Annotated in this window: 17 protein-coding genes, 3 pseudogenes and 1 other annotated feature; of the genes and pseudogenes, 11 read left to right on the top strand and 9 right to left on the bottom strand. The window is 59.6% G+C overall.

Annotated features, from left to right (window positions below; genetic code table 11):
• The first annotated feature begins 202 nt into the window (after nt 1-202).
• Nucleotides 203-1,021 carry a DeoR/GlpR family DNA-binding transcription regulator gene (locus OVY01_RS19365; protein WP_267849207.1) on the top strand — a complete coding sequence of 273 codons (819 nt, stop codon included), beginning with the start codon at nt 203-205 and terminating at the stop codon, nt 1,019-1,021.
• A 15-nt stretch (nt 1,022-1,036) separates the two neighbouring features.
• A complete protein-coding gene (locus OVY01_RS23365; protein WP_432422282.1) occupies nt 1,037-1,357 on the top strand; it encodes a tyrosine-type recombinase/integrase in 321 nt (106 codons plus the stop codon).
• Here the strand turns inward: OVY01_RS23365 and OVY01_RS23190 are convergent.
• Nucleotides 1,240-5,343 (bottom strand): PAS domain S-box protein, encoded by a 4,104-nt coding sequence (locus OVY01_RS23190; protein ID WP_349293540.1) that lies wholly within the window; start codon nt 5,341-5,343, stop codon nt 1,240-1,242. The genes OVY01_RS23365 and OVY01_RS23190 overlap by 118 nt on opposite strands.
• Nucleotides 5,344-5,565: 222 nt before the next feature.
• Nucleotides 5,566-5,676: pseudogene (locus OVY01_RS19350) on the bottom strand (IS66 family transposase); the annotation flags it as partial.
• A gap of 376 nt (nt 5,677-6,052) precedes the next feature.
• On the opposite strand from OVY01_RS19350, the gene OVY01_RS19345 reads away from it, so the two are divergent.
• Nucleotides 6,053-6,667, top strand: coding sequence for an IS3 family transposase (locus tag OVY01_RS19345; protein ID WP_267849206.1), 615 nt, complete (start codon nt 6,053-6,055; stop codon nt 6,665-6,667).
• 91 nt (nt 6,668-6,758) lie between these two features.
• On the opposite strand, the gene OVY01_RS19340 is transcribed toward OVY01_RS19345, so the two are convergent.
• Nucleotides 6,759-7,793: a hypothetical protein gene (locus tag OVY01_RS19340; RefSeq protein ID WP_267849205.1), complete on the bottom strand. Its 1,035-nt coding sequence runs from the start codon at nt 7,791-7,793 to the stop codon at nt 6,759-6,761.
• A 182-nt stretch (nt 7,794-7,975) separates the two neighbouring features.
• Here OVY01_RS19340 and OVY01_RS19335 point away from each other — a divergent pair.
• The 4 genes and pseudogenes from OVY01_RS19335 to OVY01_RS19320 all read left to right on the top strand — a co-directional run.
• A pseudogene (locus tag OVY01_RS19335) lies at nt 7,976-8,776 on the top strand (IS3 family transposase); the annotation flags it as partial.
• Nucleotides 8,129-8,245 (top strand) — a sequence feature (AL1L pseudoknot). Its footprint overlaps the pseudogene before it by 117 nt.
• Nucleotides 8,777-9,051: 275 nt before the next feature.
• Nucleotides 9,052-9,996: a hypothetical protein gene (locus OVY01_RS19330; protein WP_267849204.1), complete on the top strand. Its 945-nt coding sequence runs from the start codon at nt 9,052-9,054 to the stop codon at nt 9,994-9,996.
• Between the two features lie 161 nt (nt 9,997-10,157).
• Nucleotides 10,158-10,427 (top strand): MmgE/PrpD family protein, encoded by a 270-nt coding sequence (locus OVY01_RS19325; protein ID WP_267849203.1) that lies wholly within the window; start codon nt 10,158-10,160, stop codon nt 10,425-10,427.
• 6 nt (nt 10,428-10,433) lie between these two features.
• The gene (locus tag OVY01_RS19320; protein ID WP_267849202.1) at nt 10,434-10,676 is read left to right on the top strand and encodes an MmgE/PrpD family protein; all 243 of its coding nucleotides are present in this window, start codon (nt 10,434-10,436) and stop codon (nt 10,674-10,676) included.
• 109 nt (nt 10,677-10,785) lie between these two features.
• On the opposite strand, the gene OVY01_RS19315 is transcribed toward OVY01_RS19320, so the two are convergent.
• Nucleotides 10,786-10,986 (bottom strand): CGNR zinc finger domain-containing protein, encoded by a 201-nt coding sequence (locus tag OVY01_RS19315; protein ID WP_267849201.1) that lies wholly within the window; start codon nt 10,984-10,986, stop codon nt 10,786-10,788.
• A 123-nt stretch (nt 10,987-11,109) separates the two neighbouring features.
• Here OVY01_RS19315 and OVY01_RS19310 point away from each other — a divergent pair, with 123 nt between their 5' ends.
• Both OVY01_RS19310 and OVY01_RS19305 read left to right on the top strand, forming a co-directional pair.
• Nucleotides 11,110-11,394 carry a hypothetical protein gene (locus OVY01_RS19310; protein WP_267849199.1) on the top strand — a complete coding sequence of 95 codons (285 nt, stop codon included), beginning with the start codon at nt 11,110-11,112 and terminating at the stop codon, nt 11,392-11,394.
• Nucleotides 11,357-13,072, top strand: coding sequence for a methyl-accepting chemotaxis protein (locus OVY01_RS19305; RefSeq protein WP_267849198.1), 1,716 nt, complete (start codon nt 11,357-11,359; stop codon nt 13,070-13,072). The genes OVY01_RS19310 and OVY01_RS19305 overlap by 38 nt, the downstream gene beginning before the upstream one ends.
• 7 nt (nt 13,073-13,079) lie before the next feature.
• Here the strand turns inward: OVY01_RS19305 and OVY01_RS23360 are convergent.
• Nucleotides 13,080-13,174, bottom strand: a pseudogene (locus OVY01_RS23360) (IS5/IS1182 family transposase); the annotation flags it as partial.
• Between the two features lie 268 nt (nt 13,175-13,442).
• Here OVY01_RS23360 and OVY01_RS19300 point away from each other — a divergent pair.
• A complete protein-coding gene (locus tag OVY01_RS19300; RefSeq protein WP_267849197.1) occupies nt 13,443-13,940 on the top strand; it encodes a hypothetical protein in 498 nt (165 codons plus the stop codon).
• Nucleotides 13,941-14,487: 547 nt separating this feature from the next.
• Here OVY01_RS19300 and OVY01_RS19295 read toward each other — a convergent pair.
• Both OVY01_RS19295 and OVY01_RS19290 read right to left on the bottom strand, forming a co-directional pair.
• Entirely contained in the window at nt 14,488-14,763 is a 276-nt protein-coding gene (locus OVY01_RS19295) for a hypothetical protein (RefSeq protein WP_267849196.1), read from the bottom strand.
• Nucleotides 14,760-15,086, bottom strand: coding sequence for a transposase (locus OVY01_RS19290; RefSeq protein WP_267849195.1), 327 nt, complete (start codon nt 15,084-15,086; stop codon nt 14,760-14,762). Before OVY01_RS19290 ends, OVY01_RS19295 begins: the two co-directional genes overlap by 4 nt.
• 278 nt (nt 15,087-15,364) lie before the next feature.
• Here OVY01_RS19290 and OVY01_RS19285 point away from each other — a divergent pair, with 278 nt between their 5' ends.
• Nucleotides 15,365-17,263 (top strand): alpha/beta hydrolase family protein, encoded by a 1,899-nt coding sequence (locus OVY01_RS19285; protein WP_267849194.1) that lies wholly within the window; start codon nt 15,365-15,367, stop codon nt 17,261-17,263.
• Nucleotides 17,264-17,281: 18 nt separating this feature from the next.
• Here OVY01_RS19285 and OVY01_RS19280 read toward each other — a convergent pair whose 3' ends face one another.
• Both OVY01_RS19280 and OVY01_RS19275 read right to left on the bottom strand, forming a co-directional pair.
• Nucleotides 17,282-18,736: a TolC family protein gene (locus tag OVY01_RS19280; protein ID WP_267849193.1), complete on the bottom strand. Its 1,455-nt coding sequence runs from the start codon at nt 18,734-18,736 to the stop codon at nt 17,282-17,284.
• The gene (locus tag OVY01_RS19275; protein ID WP_267849192.1) at nt 18,733-20,967 is read right to left on the bottom strand and encodes a peptidase domain-containing ABC transporter; all 2,235 of its coding nucleotides are present in this window, start codon (nt 20,965-20,967) and stop codon (nt 18,733-18,735) included. The genes OVY01_RS19280 and OVY01_RS19275 overlap by 4 nt, the downstream gene beginning before the upstream one ends.
• Nucleotides 20,968-20,980 lie beyond the last annotated feature (13 nt).

Genomic DNA, 20,980 nt, shown 5'->3' with positions numbered 1-20,980 from the left:
CGCGTGCAGGTAGGCGGCAGGCCTGTCGTGTCGCCTGTGCAAGCGCACTGGATGTGTTTTTGCCATGGGTATGCGACCGCCAGGAACGCCGGGTCTGAGCGAGAGCCATCAAATTTATGATACGCCAATAAATTTTTACGGATAAAAATGTTTTCCCCAGTAACAATCGACGGATGGGACTGCTAAGATCGCGATTTTGAATTTGCTGTGGATCGAAGGAACCACCATGCGGGAAACTGCGGGCGCCAAGGCGCGCAAGCTTCGACGCGAACGGATGCAGGCCTTGGTCGGTAGCAACGGTCCGACGCTGCTCAGCCGGGTTGCCGAAGTGCTCGGCGTGACGGAAATGACCATACGCAGAGACCTCGCCGGGAACGACTCGGCCATGATCTGCCTGGGCGGTTACGTGCTCGAGGCTACCCTGCCGACCACCGGCGAAAAATACGTGCTGGCCGAGGAACTCGACCAGCACGCCGCGCGCAAGCGCCTGGCTTGCCAGCGTGCCGCCAGTTTCGTGGAGGAAGGCGACAGTCTGTTCATCGACTGTGGCACCACCATGGTCCATCTCGCGACGGCGCTGCCGTCCGACATGACGCTGAGCGTGGTTTGTTACTCCATGAACATCGCTGACATCGTGAGCAAACGCCCGAACACGCAGTTGATCCTGCTTGGCGGGGTGTATCAGCCGTCATCGGCGACCTACTATTCCGAAGAGTCGGTGCAATATCTGGAACGGCTGGGGGTGAACAAGGCCTTCATCTCGGCCGGCGGCGCCGACCCGGCGCGCGGCGTGAGCTGTTCGAACTTTCACGAGGTACCGATCAAGCAGGCGGCCATCCGTAACGCCGCACAGTGTTTCCTGGTGGTCGACGAAAGCAAGCTGGGACGCATGCGCGCCGCCTTTTTCGGTTCACTCGACGTGTTTTCCAAAATCATCGTTGGCGGCACGCTGGAACCTGCCCTGCTGCAGCGGTTCCAGGGTTGGCCGCTGGACGTCGCCGCAACCGACGAGGTTCCATGAAGCGAGGCGGATGATTTGCGCCATCAAACGCATCATTCGACGGATGCCTGGGTTCAAGCGCTTTCGCTACGCGCGAATTATTCCGAGCGGAACGTGTCAATGACTTTGCGGCACATCTTTGGTACCGGGGCGATCGAAGCAGGCGTCCCATTCCATATCGTTCAGGAGAATCTGGACCATGCATCGCCGGCAACGACTTCGATTCATATGCGTTACCGCTACGAATCAATCAACTCCTTGATGCGGGAAGCGAGCGCTTCCATGAGAAAAGGCTTGGTCACCACGTGCATCTGGGGCGGCAGATTGCCGTTGCCGATTACGACACTCTCGGCGTAGCCCGTGATGAACAGCACCTTCAGATCCGGCCTGCCGACGCGCGCCATGTCGGCCATCTGCCGGCCGTTCATGCCGCCTGGCAAACCCACGTCCGTGACCAGCAGATCAATGCGCGCGTTCGAGCGCAGTATGTTCAGCCCCGACGCGCCATCGCTTGCCTCGATAGCCGCATAGCCCAGCTCTTCCAGCACTTCCGTGACCAGCATGCGGATGGTCGGCTCGTCGTCTACCACCAGTACGGTTTCGCCCTGTCTGGCGCGCGGTGCCGTTACCGTATCGAACACGGGCTCCGCATCGACGATCCCGAGATACCGGGGCAGGTACAGGCGCACCGTCGTGCCGAGCCCTTCGTGCGAGTGTATGCGCACCTGCCCGCCCGATTGCCGGGCGAAGCCGTAGATCATGGACAGACCGAGGCCGGTGCCCTGTCCGATAGGCTTCGTGGTGAAGAACGGATCGAACGCCTTGGCGATGATTTCGGGAGACATGCCAGTGCCCGTATCGCTGACGTTGATTACCAGATACTGGCCCGGCGGCAGATCCCGCTCGCACAACGCGCGGTTGTCAAGAGCAAGATTTTGAGTCTCGATGTGCAATTCCCCTCCGTCCGGCATGGCGTCGCGGGCATTGATGCACAGGTTGAGCAGGGCGTTTTCCAGCTGATTGGGATCCACCAGCGTGGGCCAGAGAGCATCGGCCGCCGTCACCCGCACAGCGATCGCTGGCCCCGCGGTATGCTCGATCAGCTCTGTCATGTCCGCCACCAGCAGGGCCACATCGGTGGGCCTTGGGTCGAGCGTCTGCTGTCGCGAGAACGCCAGCAATCGGTGTGTCAGCGCCGCCGCCCGTTTGGCTGCGCCCTGCGCCGCATCGATATAGCGGTCTACGTCCTGATAGCGTCCCTGCGCTACGCGCGTGCCCAGAAGTTGCAGCGAACCGGTAATGCCCGTCAGCAGGTTATTGAAATCATGCGCAAGTCCACCTGTTAGCTGGCCGACCGCCTCCATTTTCTGGCTTTGACGTAGCGCTTCCTGTGTTCGAGCGAGATCTTCTGCCGCCGCCTGCTGCTCGGTAATGTCGCGGGCGGAACAATAGAACTTGCCTTCCACCGGCACGGCGCTCCACGAGAAGACGCGGTAGCTGCCGTCGCGGGTCCGAAACCGGTTCTGGTAATCGGTCGCCGGCTCACCGCTGAAGAGCCGGCCGAGCTCCAGGCGCGTGCGTTGACGGTCGTCCGGGTGTTCCATCCATTCGGAAGTGCGCCCAACGATCTCTGTAATGTTCCAACACAGTAGCTTCTTCCAGGCCGGGTTCACGCTGAGCCACCTACCCTCGGCATCCGTTACGCCGAGCAAATCCCGCGATGCGTTCCAGATACCATCACGTTCCTGTGTCCGTTGGGTCACTCGAGCTTCAAGGGTTTCATTGATGTGGCGCAATTCGGCCGCGGCTCGCGCCTTCTCTATCGCGGCCCATGTACGATCGGCCACCGCGCGAGTGAATACGATCTCCTCCTCCGTCCATTCCCGAACCGTGACGGAATTAAGGATAGCCATGGCGACGAGTTGCCCACTTTCCATCAATGGCACATTGAGCAAGCCGCGAACCTGAACCTTCCCTAGGGCTTCGGCCCTGTTTTGGGTACGCGGATCCACTGTTACGTCGGCGATGGCGACTACCCTGTTCCGTTTAAGATCGTCGATGTACGAACCGAAATCCCGCACCGCATGATTTCCCGTAATCCAACTGATCTCGGAGCTGGCCCGCCAGTCGTTTTCCACAGTGACAATTTCGTGAACTACGTCCATGCGGCCGTAAGCTGCGCGACTGACTTCCAGGGTTTTGCCAAGGATCGCGGCGGCGATGGAAACCATTGCCGACGGATCGTGCAGATCGCGAAGCTGGTCGCCCAATGCAATCAAGGCGGCTTGCCGCAGTTCCTGTTGCTTACGGTGGTTGATGTCGACCAGTACACCAGGAAAGCGCACTGCTCGTCCTGCCGCATCGAGATCGCATTGACCGTTTGCTTCAACCCATCGCCACGACGCGTTGGGTTGACGTATGCGGTACTCCGCGCGATACCGGCCACCCTTCACTAAAGCGCGAGAGATGGTATGCTCGACGTGCTCAAGGTCCTCGGGATGAATAGATTGCACAACTTCTTCGAGCGGAACCCCTGCTTTCAGCGTGTCTGGATCGAGAAAAAACGTGCCGGCGAAACGTCGATCGGCGGTGATGCGGTTCTTGGCGACGTCCCAGACCCAGGTGCCAAGGATGGCGCCGGCGTTTAGCGCGAGCTCGACGCGTTCTGCCGTGGCATGCGCCTCCGAAATATCGCGAGAGATCGACAGCAGGCGTTCAGGGCGGCCGTCCGCGCCCAGCATGGGCGTGACCACCACGTCCCAATATCGACGGTTGCCCTTCGCGGTGTCCGCATAGCCCTGAAACTGCCCACGTCCCCCATGTCTGGCAGTTTCCAGGGCGCCCAGAGCCGATTGCTTTCCCTGCCCTTGCCAGAAATCGGGCCAGGGGCAGCCAACGAAAACAGAGGGATCCTCTATCTCCATGGTCTGCTGGCCGCCTTCGCTTATGAACTGCAAACTGCCGTCCAGGCTCAGCACCTTGATGCAGTCGGCGGAACTCGTCAGTACCTGCCGGTTGAACGCCTCGCTGGTGCGAAGCGCCTCTTGTGCTTTCACGGTTGCCGAAACGTCGACAGCAATACCCGTAAAGCGCAATGCGCGCTCACCATCCGTTTCATAGCAACGGGCACGCAGCAGGAGGCTGCGCACCTGACCGTCATCGCTGACGGTACGCAGTTGTTTGGTATAGTCGCCGCAGGCGGTAATGACGCCTTCCCCGTTCCTGACAACGGCGTCGCGGTCCTCGGGATGAACGGCGGCTAAAATTTCGCTTCGCGGGACACCATTGCCGACGCGAGCAGGGTCGAGGCCGTAAAAGACAGCGAAACAGGCATCGCCACGAATCGTATCCTCTGCGATGTCCCAGTCGTAGAAGCCGACCAATCCGGTACCCAGCGCGGTCTCGACGCGTTCCTGGCTATCACGCAACGCTTTTGAGGCGCGGCGCTGTTCGGTCCGGTCGCGCAGGATCTTCAGGAAGCCAGTGACGATTCCCTCCTCATCGCGCAGCGCCGTCATTTCCCCCGACGCATAGAAACGCGTGCCGTCTCGGCGCATGTACCAGCGTTCGTTGATCCCATGCCCGTTACGCAGGGCCTCGCCCATTTCCATGGCGGGACGGTCCGCATCAACGTCTTCGGGGGTGAAGAAACGGTCTGCCGGCTGACCGACCATTTCCTCTTTTGTCCAGCCCATGATGCGATGAGCACCCTCATTCCAGCTGGTGATCCGGCCCTCAAGGTCGAAACTGACAATGGCGTAATCAATGGCGCTGTTCAGGATCTGCTGACTGCGCGCTTCCATGCGCCGTTCGGCGGCGAGCGCCCGGTCGCGTTCGGCGATCGCCTTGCGCTGCTCCAGTCGCGCCATGACCGCCCGGGCCAGGGCCTTGAGGATGAAGATCTGCTCTTCGGTCAGCTGACGGGGTTGTTGATCCACCACGCACAGCACGCCGATCGGCCAACCCTCTGGCGTACGGAGGGGAACGCCCGCATAAAGGCGGGCATGAGGCGGTCCCTCGACCAGGGGATTGCCCGCAAAACGTGGGTCCGCCTTGGTATCGGGGACAACCAGGATTTCCGCCTCGCTCAGGGCCTTGGTGCAGATCGAGGGCTTGAGCGGCATTTGCCGGATGCCCAGTCCGGTCTCGGCCTTGAACCACTGTCGGTCGTGGTCGATCAGGTTCAACAGGGAAATGGGCGCGCCGCACGCGCGGGCGGCCATCTGCGTAATGTCGTCGAACTCGGTTTCCCGGGGCGTATCGAGGATGCCATAACTGTAGAGTGCCGCGAGGCGATCCTCTTCCTGCCACGACTCGGGAAACTGGGTATCTGACGTATTCATTCTGTCGCGTTTGTTCAAAAGTTTGGCCGCAGTTCGGCTGGTCCAGAATGCATGGCTATGGGCCCCACCAAAATTGCCGAAAATAGCATTTTAGTGCGGCCAGCCAAAGCATGGGCAGCCCTACCGCCGATTTTGAAGAGATCATCGATACGCGGGGTGCGAACGGAAGGCCGGGCGAAATAGCATCGACCTTCAATGACTCATAGAGCGGTGGTATCGTACGCCTTCTTCTGCGACGAGATCTTCCAGACGCGTTTCAAGCTGCGCGATCTGGCGATCCAGCTTCTCGGACTTGCGCCCGAATTGCATGCGTTCGAGTTTGGCGAGCTGGAGGGTAGGTTGCTGGATTGTCGGCCCACGCGGATTCGCGGTCCTCGAAGGATCTGCCGAACGCGTCGCGCGCCATCGCCGCAAAATTCGGCAGCGCCTTGCGTCAGATATCGCGCGGCATCTAGGACAACGGGTGGTCGAAGACCGTGTCCGCGCCGGGGTGGCGAGGCCGCTGCACGTGCTGGAGCGCCCCCCCCGGCGTACGGCGTGGCCGTGGCCGTGTCCGTCCGGGCGATCACGGCGACGGGCGCCAGCGCGCCCACGTCGGCGGCACACAGGAAGGCCAGGCGGTTCGGCGAAATCCGGATTTTCTTTATGTTCTCGTCGGTGGTGGCCTGGTTTCCTAAGACCATCCAGTTCCAGCGATACGCAGGCCATTTTGCGCCCATCATCGGCTGCAGCGCTCCTTCCCCACGACGGTGCCTTCACGGCCGAGCACGATCCGTATGCCGCGTGCGCCGAATCGAGAATACTTGCCAGAAAGTCGGCGCATCGTCTCGACGACGGCATCATTCTTGCCCGGCATCTTGCTCACATAACCGAGGCTGGATCGACTCACCTGGATCAGCGCACACGCGCGTCGCTGGCTCAAACCGCGCGAAATGGCATAGCGGGCTTGCTCGCGACGTACCTGTGCGCCCGCCATTTTTTTGCGGAAATCTCCTTCATCACCTCGATCTCCAGGTTCTTCTCAGGCATTAGCTTCTTCAGCCGGCCGTTCTCGACCTTCAAGGCCTTCAACCGCTTCACGTCGTCGCCGACCATCTCGCCGAAACGCTTGCGCCAAGCGCATATCGACGCGTCGCTCACGCCATGGCGCTTGGCTACTTCGGCACTGAAAGCCGAGTGCTTCCATCTCACGAAATATGAAGATGTTGACGCACTACGCTTCGGGCTGAGAAGCTACATAGACGATTATGACCAACACCGCATCAAAGCGAAACTCGGTGGATCGAGCCCGGCAGCATATCGCATGCGGACGGGAAAGTACTAACGTTTCACCGTCCAACTCTTGGAGGTCAGTTCAAACCCGGCGTGGTTCGTTACATCGTCCTTTTTCGACATGTTGGCCTCGCACACGAAATTTATGACCGTCCCGGCAATTTCGACGGATCACCGCCGACCTTCGTCATAAACGCTTCCAACGCCCTCTTGAGTTTTTGTAGCTCCGCCAAATTAGCAGAGTTTTCGGCAATCAAAACCCGACGTTCCTCGAGCAATTTTTTGTTCAGCGATTGCAAAACATCCAAGCGATCGTTGATTTTTTCCCCGGACTTCACCAGCGCCGCCGTTTTTCCAGGGGTTATTCCGGACCCGGTGGTGGCCACGACGTCGATCTTCCGCTGCAACACGTGGTTTTCCTCCCGCGTCTCGGCGAGTTCGGATCTCACCGCGTCAAGATCTTGCCTGAGACTGAAAATTTCAAGATCTTTTTCCCGCAACATCTCGTCCTGTCCGGACTTGATGTCTTTGATGGTCGACTTCGTAGATCTGATCAATTTACTTTGACTCGAAACGACTTTCGTCTTTCTTTCAAATTCCGTGTTCAGAAAACCAAGTTGGTTTTCCATCGAGGCGATTTTGTCCTGCAGATGATCAACCGCTCTGCGCGTGTCGCTGCTCTCGGCGATCAACGCGTCGTTCTCGGATTTCAAATCACTGATCGTCTGCTCCCTGGACACCGCCCTGTTTTTTGCCCTCAACTTGGCGGCCTCCGTCCGTTGATCGCGCTGGTCTTGAGCATGCACGAGCGTTTTTGACAGGGAACCGACCTCATCCTGCAGTTTATGCACCCTGCCCGCGAGGCTGGACATCTCGCCGATGTGGAACTCTCCGAAACGTTCCATCGTTTTTTCGAACTCGTTCATTGTCAACAGCCGTTCGTTGCCGGACACGACTTCCTGGGAGTCAGGTGAGGAATCGCGTCTGTGAGACGTATAGTCCGGTTCGGATGCGGTGGAGCCGCGTCGCCGCATCGGCAAGCCCGAAAGAATTCCCGTGGCGCCCGGCGACCTTGCTCTTTCCTTTCCCTTCTCGGTGTTCTTTTGAACATGTTCGTTGGAATCGAATGATTCCCCTCGGGAACGCAAGGCCGACGACGCGGGATTGATGGTCGGCATGATGTATATTCCAAATAAGCAAGTCGAAATATCAAAACGTATCACGAACCCGTTTTCACCCCGGATCAAAATACGAAAATCTAATGCCATTCCGAAATTTTTCCTGACCATGCCTCGAAAAGATGTAATGACCTGTCGGAACCTGCGCACGTCGGCGCTGCCAAATTAAAGGCCTGCGCAGGCGTGGCGGGCACGCGTCATTATGGGCGGCGGTCGGCTCGATTTCCCCCCTGATCGGCTGCTCCAGCCATGCGCTGCTCCAGCGGGTCAGGCGAGAGGAAGCGGAGCGCGTAAAGGCATTGGAAGGCGAGGTCAAGGAACTACGCCGTGCCAACGTTTTTTTTTGCCCAGTCGGAGCTCGGCCGCCGGCTGAAGTCCTGAGAGACTTTGTGGACCGGCATCGCAATGTTTTCGAGGTTGAGCCGATCTGTAAGGTTTTACAGATCACCGCGTCGAAGTATTGGCACCATGTGTCGCGTTCGTGCGATCCTTCGCAGCGCTGTGCCCGGGCGATATGAGATAAGCGGCTGCAATCCGAGATCAAGCGCGCGTGGCAGGCCAACATGCGGGTCTATGAGGTGTCCGAGGTCTGGAAAGAATTGAACCGTGAAGGCATTCTGGTAGCGCGTTGCACCGTGCAACGGTTGATGCGACGCGAAGACCTATGCGGTGTGATGCCGGGCCGGCGCGTTCGCGCAAGCTCGCCCGATTCGACGGTTCCGCGCCCGATGGACCGCGTCAACCGTCATTTCAAGGCGGAACGTCCAACCCCACTATGGGTGTCGGACTTCACTTATGTGTCGCCCTGGCAAGGCCGGCTGCACGTAGCGTTCGTGATCGACGTGTTTGCCCGACGTATTGCCGGAGGGCGCGTAAGCGCGTCCATGACGACGGATTTCGTTTTAAATGCATTGGAGCAGGCACTTTACACTCGCCAGCCAGCAAAAAATGTTTCCCTAATACCTAACGGGCGGCTTGGTGCAACCATCACCGCCTCATGCAACCCCTGGGCGATATTCCTCCCGCCCGAGCAGCGCAGCCTGCTCGATGAGGCGCGTATCCCGCTCAATAGACTCGCTTGAACCCATTCATTTCGCCCACACCCTCTTGGGCGTGAGCGCCGCCCGTTCGAGAAAACCGATCGATCATGGCGGCAAACGCGGACAAAGCTTCGCGTATTGCCCCGGAATTTCGCTACCCATGGGTATGGAGATTCCGCGCCAAAGGCACCATCGATTTTTAATACAAAATACAGGTAATGCGCATACCCGATACGCAACAACTCCCTGCATCCCCCATCGACACCCCTCCTGCCGCGGGCAACGTCTCGACAAATGCTCCGCTGGAAACGCGCCGGACTTCGGGCGATGCATCGCTCGCTGATCTGCCGAGCCGGGCGACTCGCGGCGGCGGCGCATTTTTCGGCAGTCCTGTGCAGCGGCCGCTGGCCGATATCCGCCGTGTGGCTGCCGGCCAGATGAAACGCATCGCCGACATGAAGGCCGTCGCGCTCGAGCGTGAGGCCATGCTTGCCGGTAACGACCTCGGCGCGTGCCTGCCGCCGGGCCTGAAGGCACGCGTGCGCGACGTGGCGGAGCAGCTTGCCGTCCGATGTGCCGTCGCGCCCGAGGCAGGCAGGCCGCAACGGCCCGTTGACGGCGCATGGACCTATCTTCAGGCTATCGAAGCGATTTGTTCGATGCTCGGTGCGGAGCACATTGCAAAAGTCGGGGACGAGTTGCGAACAGCGCTCGCGCGAACCGGCCACTCGCAGATGGACCAGGATCTTCTACTAAACCTCATCGCCGAAATGACCGTCCCTGGGAGGCAGACCCTTGCCCGCTTCATGGGGGAGCGCGCTTTCGCCGGACTGTGTCTGCCCAACCTCAAAATGACGGAAGAAGGCGAGAAAGAGCCGAATTCGCGCACCTTCAACAGCATTCTGCCGAATCTCGCAGAGAGTACGTTCGGCCATGATCCAATGGGCCGCACCCTGTTGTGGGAAGGCGTATGCCAATTGTTTGTCGACGGCCCGCGCTACCCGCAACGGCGAGAGAAACTGCGCAGGGTGGTGTTCGAATTTCCCAACATAACGACAGAGGGACAGTCCCGCCTGGAAACCCCATGGGAATTCATCATGGCCGTCGACGAACTGCAGGTGGATGAAGCGTTCGATCCGCCCATGCTTCAACACCGGTCCTGACGCGAGAATCCGCTCGAACGGTTCGATGCGAAGGCCTCCGGGAATCCACGCTGTCCGATCCGTCGTGGTATGGTCGAACGGCACAACAAGCGGAGACACGCCCCGTGCAGCCGTCAATTTCCTAAGACCGTCGCAGTCGCGTCCATGGCTTCCATGAACCGGTGTTCGCAGCCCTGACCGGGAACAACGGGGCAGGCGGTGATGCCGCTGGTGGCAAAGCAGCCGCGACCGGTCTGACAACCGTTCCCCGGGTCGCGCGCATCCTCGCCAACTATCACGTCAACGCGCGCTATGACGATCCGCCCGCGGAGGTGCGCAAGGAAGGCACACGTACGCTTCTGAATTGGGTGGGCGGCGCCGTCGGCGGATCGCGGGAAAACCCGGTGAAGTGTGCGATTGCCGCTTCGCGTCCGTTTTCGGGCCCGCCATAGGCCAGCTTGCCGGGGCGCAGCGACCGTTTCGGCATTGTGAACGCCGTGTTCATCAACGGCGTCGGCAGTCACATCTTCAACTACGAAGACGCCTATCTTAAAACCATCCTCCATCCTGTCGGTCCGGCCGTGTCGGCGATCCTGGCGTTTTCCGAATACCATGTTGTCTCAATTGGCTTCATGCCTCATTGCCGATCGTGGCCACCGGTACCCGGTAGTCCCGCCATTTTTAACGGTCGTCGGGGGTAGAGGCTAAATCGCGATAGTTAACTTCTGTTTTGTTGTAGCTTTCGATGTAGGCATTCTGAACGGCCCCGAGTATCAAGGAGGCAGGGTGATTCAGGACCCGCTTCGCCAGTTACCGGGCCCGGCCATCGGGTCCGCCCTTCGTCATACCGCACCATCGCTTGCTGCCATTGCGCGTGTGATCGTAGAACACCCGTCGGCAACCGGCGCAGGTCTTCAAACGCCGCCATTCACTCGTCAGGATCGCGTTCGCCACCATCGACGGGACGAAGGCGACGAATATCGGGTCAGCATGCGCGACGCGCAGTCTCATGACGCCCGGTCGAACACACGCAGGTCGCTCCCGGGGACCTTGAAACCGTGCGGCGCTTTATCGGCACATGGTCGATCCCGGACGGCACGCACCTGGAGACCAACCATCGGTACGGACTTCGTGATGGAGAGCGTTGCCGCTGAGCGCGGGACGCCATTGCCCGAGGCGTTATGTTTCGAAGAGCGCGCCGGCCTCGTTCGCGTGCGCCAGATGCGGGAGGCCGATGCGGTGATCGGCGCCGAGCTGATCAGCTTCACTCAAATCGGCGGCAGCCGAAAGACGGTGCAGGGCGTCCGCTTACGATCAGAGGCGCAACCAACACGATTCAGATCTACCGACACCTTGATTTCAGAAGTAAAAATAGTTGGGTATGAATATTCAACTTATTTCCAAATTTGCCGTTGTTAACACGGAAAAGACGATTCTCGTCGGGCGGTCGCCGATCAGTCGGATCCAAAGGAAATGCATAGCGATGTGCTTTCTATCGAAAGGCGGCAAACCGGCCTTCCCAGCCAAAACGGAAAAATTCCTGATGTTCAACAAGATGAAGATCGCCAGCCAATTGCAATTGTCGTTCGCCGCAGTGGTCCTGGTATGCAGCATGATGGGCGCGATGGCGCTCTGGCAAATCTCGGTGCTGAACGTCAATCTGTCGAGCGTTGTCAACGACGCTAACGTTAAGCTGGCGATCGCAGAGGACTTGTCCCGCCAAGTACGCATCGGCGTGGATGGCATCCAGACGACGCTGATCGTCAGCGACAAGGCCGCGATTGACGCTGCGGTGCAACGCGCCATGGCGGCCAAGCTGCGTTTCGTGCAGCAACTCGACAAACTGCGTCAAATCAGTGAGGGAAACGCCGACACGTCACGTCTGGCGAAAGACATCGCGGATATGAATGCGAGCCACGCCGCGCCGGATTTCAACCATTTTGTGGAACTCGCGCAACAGGGGCACCGCGAGGAGGCAGGCGCCTGGCTGGTAACACGCGCGGCCCCCGCGATGCAGGCGTTGCAGGACACCATCACTCGCTTCCTGAACGCTCAAACCCGATACAACGTCGCTATCGGCGAACAAAGCCAGCGCAATTTCCAACAGGCACGGGTGCTAGTCCTCGGCACGCTGCTCGCCGCTGTCGCCCTGGCCGTTGCTCTCGGCTTCCTTCTGACCCGTTCGATTGTCCGGCAGTTGGGCGCTGAGCCGCACGAAGTGCGCGCGCTGACCCAGGCGATCGCGCAGGGCGACCTGGCGTCGCGCGACGCGCACAAGGCGGCGCCGAACAGCATTATCGCCGCGATGTACGAAATGCAGTGCGCATTGCGTCAGGTGGTCAGCGCCGTACGCGCGAACGCGGCCAACGTCGCTTCCGGCAGCAGGGAAATTGCCCTGGGCAATAACGACCTGGCCGCGCGCACGGAAGAGCAGGCAGCGTCCCTCGGGCAGGCAGCCGCAAGCATGACGAAACTGACGGAAACGGTGAAACAGAACTCGGACAACGCGAAGGAAGCGAACGCGCTGGCAACCGCGTCTGCGGACCGAGCCGTGGCCAGCAGCGAGGCAGTCCGGACGATGGCTGTGACGATGGAGAACATCAGCGGCAGCGCGGTCAAGATGTCCGAAATCACTGGCGTCATTGAAGGCATCGCCTTCCAGACGAATATTCTCGCGCTCAACGCCGCGGTCGAGGCAGCGCGCGCCGGCGAACAGGGCCGCGGCTTCGCCGTGGTTGCCAGCGAGGTGCGCAACTTGGCGCAACGCTCGGCCACCGCCGCCAAGGAAATCAAGGATCTGATTGGCTCTGCGGTATCGATGGTGCACGTGGGCGTGGAGCAGGCCAAGGATGTAGGCACTTCGATGACCGAAGTGGAATCTTCCATCAAGCATGTCACTCACATTATCGGCGAGATAGCGGTCGCGTCCGACGAACAACGCCGCGGCATCGAGCAGGCCTATCAAGCTGTGCACAAGATGGACGCGGCCACGCAGCAGAACGCCGCTCTAGTCGAGGAGGCTGCCGCGGCCGCGCAGTCCTTGGAAGCGCAGTCCGTGCAACTAGAAGACGCCGTCAAGACGTTTTCGCTGACCTAGACCGGTGTTATGCATTTTGCATAATCGGAACAGTGAGGGAAAGCATAGCATGGCAAAGACGACGAAATGCAGACCTGCCAAGGTTTCTGGCAGCCGCTCATACCGCAGCGCGTTAAATAGCTCCTGTGACTCATAGGTGGTAAGCGTCCAGCCAGGGCATCTTCCCGGGCCAATCCAAGCCTGGGAGGATCTCCGATTTCATAATGAGATCGGATGACTGGATTATTCTGATGAGATATAAAAATTATCGGAAGAATTGCTTGAGGATCTATGATCGCAGTTATTGTTAGGACCGATTGGTCGTAGGAAATCTGGCGGGTCAGCAGGCAGGAATAGATATAGCACGATAATATCAGGGCGGAGAACAAATATGTTGTCGGAGATCACTATTCGTTTCTCAACGCGTGGCCGCATGTGGCCCACCCTTGCATATATGGCGGCGGTTACTGCGAGCAGCTTGAGGCTATACAATTCCAGCCACGCGTCCGGCCCATGGATTATTGCGGTTTTCGTAATAATTATTGGCATACCAATTTTTGGATTATTTTTCCATAAACAAATTTTTATTTCTCATGATCCAAAAATGGTTCGGCGCGAACTTCTTTTTATTGGAATAAAAGTCAAAACTGAATTATTGGATCCAGAGCAGTTCAATTGGGTCCGTTCACGTATGAATTCGTTCGATCCTCGTGACGCAATTATTGAACTTGGCATAAGAAATTCCTATGATGCAATCACTATTCAAAAAATAAAGTACGCAATGGCAGAGACCCCGGAAATAATTTCGATTCGTCGCCAGATCGCCGCAGTACTTCGCATAGATGATCGCGGCCACGAACGTCTGCCAATACAAAGGAAACTCAAATGATACCTTGGTATAAAATTAATTTGCATTACATGTTTGAGACTCGCCATACGCAACTGGACATTGAACGGATTGGCTGAGCTCTGCTGTACATCGTTTCGAGGCATGGTCAGTCCAAAGTTGCCTACGCCGAAACTGTATCAACTTAAACCAAATAGCCCCCACGAAACCCGGCGCGGTTCAAGATCTAAAGCCACCCGCCTCCGTCTTTTTCATTGTCTTTTTTATTTTTTAATTTCAGAAAATTCCAACACACAAATTACGTCTCCTAACTCAATTTTCTCGACTATAACGTATTTGACCGTACGTAAAAGACAAGCATCAGGTCCTTGGTGTGACACTGTACCCTTAATGCGATCTAGTTAAGCTTAGATTATGGATCAATCACGGTAATACGTACAATAACCACCGTTGGAGCTTTGCTCGACCGAAGATCGAATTGCTAAGCAACGTCTGCATGATATCTTTAACTAGCATAGCCGCTTTCCAGTCGAATACAGTCATTGACGTTAGTCCAGGCAGACGACCGCCCTGGCAGAAAAACCGACATCTAAAGTATCCCTGTTCGAAATACATCATAATTTAAGTTCAAAGCTCCTCTTCTTAATGAATTACCGCGATAAAATGACAAGCTGAAGATGACACCATATTTCCCAGACGTAGAAATCTGGGCGACTTGCGCATCCAAAAGTGTGTTCTCGCAGATGCGTTTGCTGGGTGCCAGCACTCGCCATTGGCAGTAACCGGAACGCGATACACCAAGTTGTCGGCACATCCGGCTGACGTTAAAAATGTCGTTGTGTTGCGTAATCCAGGTATATTTCACTGCGACTCCTTCGCGAAGTATACCGCCGCTTTTTTTACGATTTCAAGGTCAAGTTTGGCGTTCGCCAGCTCCCGTCGCCGGCGCGATACCTCAGCTTCGAGTTCTGTCATCGTCACCACGGCCATCTTGTCCTTGGGTGTGCCGCCTGCCGCCGATACTGCCTCGCCTCCGCGAGCTCGCTGCACCCAATTACCCACACTGGATTGAGGAATGCCTAGACGTTTGGGAGCTTCGTTTACGCCTACGGACTTTGCAAGGCGCACCGCTTCGACCCTGGACTCGTGCGCATAGCTTCGATTGGGAGCGCCATTTCGTTTATCCATTTCGCTTCTCCGTTCATCAGAAAATACCAAGATTCTGATGTACGTGGGAACCGGGCCAGATCACGCGTGTCTGGCCTAGTTTTCACGTTCGACCGAAAATAAAATGCTGTTAATGCTGCCCCCAGATCGCCGCTGGAGCCGGCAGTTTCTGATGTCATCTTCCACCGTCAGTTGGCATATCCGAACGCATCAGTGACGGGTATTTCAGCGGCCTGCTAAAATACGCAACGCATCTCGCACAGTATCCGATTATCGACCCCACCGGAGCGAACGGACACATGAATGGATCCCGGCCAAGTTCAACCCAACCCGCAACGCCAGTTAGAACCTACGAAGTCCGCGATTTCTTCCGCTATCCAGAGCGCACCGGATTCCAGCTCGCACCAGACGGCTGCCACCTCGCCTATCTCGCCGTTCACGCTGGCCGCCTCAATCTGTTTGTGCAGAAACTCGACGCGCAAGGCGTGCCGAGCGGCGACTCTACGGTGCTGACGCATGAAACGGCCCGCGACATCCTCGGCTTTTGCTGGAAGGGCAGCAGCCATCTGCTTTACCTGAAGGACTTCGGCGGCGACGAGAACTATCACGTGGTGGCCGTACGGATCGCCGGCGGCGAGCCGCTCGACCTCACGCCCCACGAAGGAATCTGCGCATCGATCGTAGACGGTCTGATCGACGATGATCAACATATTCTGATCTGCCATAACCAGCGCGACCCGCAGGTATTCGACGTACTGCGCATCAACGTGACTAACGGCGAGGCGACGATGATCGCCCGCAACCCGGGCAACATCGTGGCTTGGATGACGGACCACGCGGGCCGGCTGCGCGTGGCCATCGCCTCTAACGGCGTCGGCAAGACGCTGCTATATCGTGACGACGAGACCGAGCCGTTCAGGGTGGTCGCCACGATGAGTTTTCGCGAGACGATCTCGCCGCTGTTCTTCACGTTCGACGAGCGGCGCCTGTATGTGCTGTCGAACCGCAGCCGCGATCGGATCGCGATTTTTGAATTCGATCCAAGGACCGGCCGGGAAGGTGCGCTCGTGTTCGAACACGACGAAGTCGACCTGACCGGCATGTCGTATTCACGGCGCCGTCGTACCCTCACCACCGTCTGGTACGCCGACAACCGCGTCCGGCGGCATTGCCTCGACGACCATACCGCACGCATCTATGCCAAGCTTGAGGCGCTGCTGCCTGACACCGAGGTCAATTTAGCTAGCGTCACGCGCGACGAGTCACTCGCGCTGGTGAGAACCGCTAACGATTGCTCGCCAGGCGGGACATGGATCTATCATTTCGCATCCGGGCGCCTGACGAAGATTGCGGACTTACTGCCTTGGCTTGCCCCCGAGGACATGGCGGCGATGCACGCGATCGCCTACCCCTCGCGCGACGGACTGACGATACACGGCTACTTGACGTTGCCCGACGGCCTCGCCCTCGACGACGAACCGGTTAATCTGCCGTTGATCGTGAATCCGCACGGCGGCCCATGGGCGCGCAATCACTGGGGCTTCAACGCGGAGGCGCAGTTGCTCGCCAATCGCGGCTACGCGGTGCTGCAGGTCAATTTCCGCGGCTCGACGGGTTATGGTCGCGCATTCTGGGAGGCCGGGTTCGGGCAATGGGGCAGAGCCATGCAGAACGATATTGACGACGGCGTCGACTGGCTGATCGCGCGCGGCGTCGTCGATCCGAAGCGTATCGGCATCTACGGTGTGAGCTACGGCGGCTACGCCACGCTGGCCGGCATCGCCTTTACGCCGGAGCGCTATGCTGCGGCCGTCGACTATGTCGGCGTGTCAAACTTGTTCACTCTGCTCGAGTCGGTACCGGCTTACTGGAAGCCGATGATTGAGATGATGTATGAAATGATCGGCGATCCGCGCACTGCGGAAGGCCGGCGTGCGCTACACGATGCCTCGCCGCTGTTCTTCGCGGATCGCATCGTGACGCCGCTGTTCGTAGCGCAGGGTGCCAACGATCCGCGCGTGAACCGCTCGGATAGCGATCGCATCGTCGAAGCGCTGCGAGGGCGAGGCGTCGAGGTCCAATACATGCTTAAGGACAACGAGGGACACGGATTCCAGAACGAGGAAAACCGGTTCGAGTTCTACGAAGCGATGGTTACGTTTTTTGATACGCATCTCGGCCGGAACCCGTTTGCCTGAACCCGAACCGCTCTGTCGTCATGGCTCGGGACGCCAGACGCCGAGTTTGCCAAGGCTGCGCGCCAGAGCGAGCCGCGCAGCCCGCCATTTCGACAGCGCCGATACACGCTGGCGCTGCGCGTCGGCAAGCACCATTTGTACGTTTAACAGCTCGGTGAACGTACCAACGCCTTCCTTGTAGCGGCCGCGTGCCACGTCGAGCGCCTGCTGTGCGTCGTCGAGCAAGTCGCGCGAATTGGCGAGGTTGTCCGCATCAGTCTGCACGCCGTTATAGCCGCGCCAGACTTCAAGCGATACCTGGAGTTCGGCGTCGTGCATCGCCGCCTCCTGCGAATCGGCCTGCGCCTGCGCCTGCTCAATCCGATAACCTAATGCGAACCCCTCGAACAGCGGAATCGTGACCTGGATACCCAGCGTGCTGCCACGGCTGCTCGTCACCGGGATTTCTTGCGGTTGCCTCTGATAGGACGGATTGTTCTGCGTAAAGCTGCCGACCAGCGATATGGTCGGCCGCCCCTGCGCGCGCATGGCGTCGACGTTGGCGCGCGCCGCGTTGAGCCGCGCCCGAGCAGCGAGCAGCGACGGCCGGCGCGCCTCGGCCTCGGCGATCAACTGGTTGATGCCGGTGTCGAAGAGCCCGGGCTCGCCGCCGACATTGGCGTCAACTGCCGGCGAGGCGATCCGCAGCGGCGCGTTCGCGTTGAGGCCAAGCGCCACGGCAAGCGCACCGGTTGCATCGCGCTCCGCCCCCTCGGCGTCAACGCGGTCGAGTAACGCGCGGCGGTAGCTGGTGCGTGCCTGCAACTCGTCGGCAAGCGTGCCCGCCCCCGCTGCGTGCTTGGCGCCAGCTTCGGCGAGACTCTCCTGCGCAATCACCTCGGTGCGTCGGGCCGCGGCGAGCGACGCTTGCGCGTCGCGTAATCCGTAGAAAGTACGCGTCGCGTCGAAGAATACGGTCTGCAGCACCTCGTCCTGGGCCGCGTTTTCGGCCGAGAGCAGGGCTCGCGCCTGCCGTTGCGCCGCGCCGCGCTTGCCAAAATCGAACAGCACCCAGCTAAGGTTCAGGATCGCATAGCGGCTCGATGAATTCTGCGTCTGCTCGATCGGCTGGGCGTTGAACACACTCGTGCCGTAGGTGGTGGCCAATGTATCGCGCTCGACACCGGCCGTGGTGTTCAGCGTTGGAAGAAAGGCGGCATCGGCCTGACCCAGCGCGGCAGCCTGCGCGCGTGCGTCGGCCCACGCCTGGCGGGCGCGCGGATTCGCGCAGACCGCCATCAGGATCGCGTCCTCGAGTTCAATCGGGCGGGTCTCGTCGGTTACGGCGCATGAGGCGTCGCGCACTAGCGGCGCGGCCGGTGAAACAGCGACCTCGCCGTGTGTACGGAGCACATCGAGCATCTGCGCGTGGGCGCTGCCCGCGACTCCCACCATCGCCGCGACCAGCCAGGCCAGAGGCCGGACGCCCGTCATGGGCCCGTCCGCTGATCAGCGACCGGCTCGGCCACAACCATCCTGTCCGGCGCCCCGATGCCGGCTCTAGCCACTCCCGCTCCCGCTTCGGCTTCGGCCTCCGCTTCGGCCCCAGCCGTCGGCCGGTCGGACACGATGCGCCCGCGATCGAGCCTCATGACACGCGTCGCGGACGCAATGGTCTGCGGACGGTGGGCCACGATCAGGCGCGTCATCCGCAGTGCGCCCACCGCCGCGTTGACCTCCTGCTCCCGTAGCACGTCGAGGTGGCTGGTCGCCTCGTCGAGCACTAATATCCTCGGGCGCTTATAGAGCGCGCGCGCGAGCAACACACGCTGCTTTTGGCCGCCCGACAAGACGGTGCCCATGTCGCCGACCAGCGTGTTATAGGCCATCGGCATCGCGACGATATCGTCATGCACCGAAGCGAGCCGCGCGCATTCGGCCACCCATCTCAAGTCGGCGTTGCCATCGAAGAAGCTGATGTTGTCGGCGATCGAGCCGGCGAACAGCACGTCGTCCTGCAGCACCGTGCCGATCAGCTCACGCAGCGGCTCGATGCCAAGGCGCTGCGCGTCGACGCCGCCGACGCGCACCTTGCCCGCGGTCGGTTCGAGGATACCGAGAAGCACATTGACGAGTGTGGTCTTGCCGCAGCCCGACGGGCCGACCAGCGCCACCGACTCGCCAGGCGAGATGGTGAACGACACGCCGTCGAGCACGGCCGGCTCGCCATCCGCATAGCGAAAGCCGACGGCACCAAACTCGATGCTGCCCGGCAGGTCATCCGCTTCACCCGGTGCCTGGCGCGCCTTTGCGCCGTATTCCGGCTCAGCGAACACGATGTCGGCCAGGCGCTCGCCCTGAATCCGCAGCATCTTGATTTCAAAGTACTTGTCGATGAGGCTGCTGACGCGCCGGTCGAACTGGGTTTTGTATGCGGTAAATGCCATCAGCACCCCGACGGTGAATTCACCGTTCATTACCATCCGCGCACCGAGCCAGATGACGAGTATCTCGACCGCGCCGAACAGCAGGCCGTTGAGCTGCTGGTAGACAAGCTGCAGCTTCTGCACGCGCAGGCCCGCGTTGATCTGCTCGACCAGCAGCACCAGCCAGCTGGATCGCCGCTCGCTCTGCCGGTTGAAAAGCTTGATGGTCTTCACGCCGCGCACGATCTCGAGAAAATGCGTCTGCTGCTTCGCGGCATGCACGATCTGCTCCTCGGTGGCGCTCCAAAGCGGCTGATACCACACGGTACGCCAAAACGCGTAGGCCGCCATTGCCATCAACGCGATGGCACCCAGCGCACGGCTATAGACGAACATCATCCCCAGGGTGACGACAGCCATGAGCCCGTCGATCACCGCGCCGAGAAACGAGCTTGTCAGCGTCTGCTGAATCGCCTCGATCGAGCCGAAGCGCGATACAACGTCACCCAGGTGACGTTGCTCGAAATAGCGCACCGGCAGGCTCAGCAGATGGGTGAAGACGTTGGCGCGCCACTGCAGGTTGAGCGTTGTGCCGAAGTACATCAGTACCCAGGCACGAATCGCGCTAGTGGCCGACTGCATCACCAAGAGCAGGCCGAAGCTGATCGCCAGCACGTTTAACAGGTCGCGGTCGACGTTGACGATCACCTCGTCGATGACCCATTGCAGGAAGAACGGATGCGCAACCGTGAAGATTTCGAGCGCCAGCGCGAGCAGCAGTACTTGGCCAAGCGACCGCGACAGCCCCGATACCGGGCCGAGCAGCGCGCGCAGTCTGACGCGGGGCGGCGCCTCGCGCCGCTCGAAGCCTTTCGACGGCCACAGCTCGAGCGCCGCACCGGTGAACGAGCGCGACAGCACCTCCAGCGGCAGCCGACGAATGCCCTGGGCCGGATCGTGGATCACCGCATGCTTTCCCGACACCTCCTTCAACACCACGAAGTGATTGAAGTTCCAATGCAGAATGCAGGGCAGACGCAGCTGCGCGAGCTGGCTGAGGTCCAGCCTCAGCGCGCGCGTGCCGAGATCGAGCCGCTGCGAGAACTCGATGATCTGACGCAGGTTGATGCCCTTGAGCGAAATCGATAAACGGGTGCGCAGCACGGACAGGTCGACGTGATGCCCATGGTAGCTGGCGATCATTGCGAGGCATGCGAGCCCACACTCCGCCGCTTCGGTTTGCAGGATCATCGGCAGCCGGCTGCTGAGGCCGAACGAGAGGCGATCAAGAAGAGACATGGATGAATGCGCG

The sequence above is a fragment of the Robbsia betulipollinis genome (genome assembly GCF_026624755.1).
In the GTDB taxonomy this organism is placed as follows: domain Bacteria; phylum Pseudomonadota; class Gammaproteobacteria; order Burkholderiales; family Burkholderiaceae; genus Robbsia; species Robbsia betulipollinis.
Note: the sequence above shows the minus strand (reverse complement) of the source record. Positions and strands in the feature narration are given on the sequence as shown.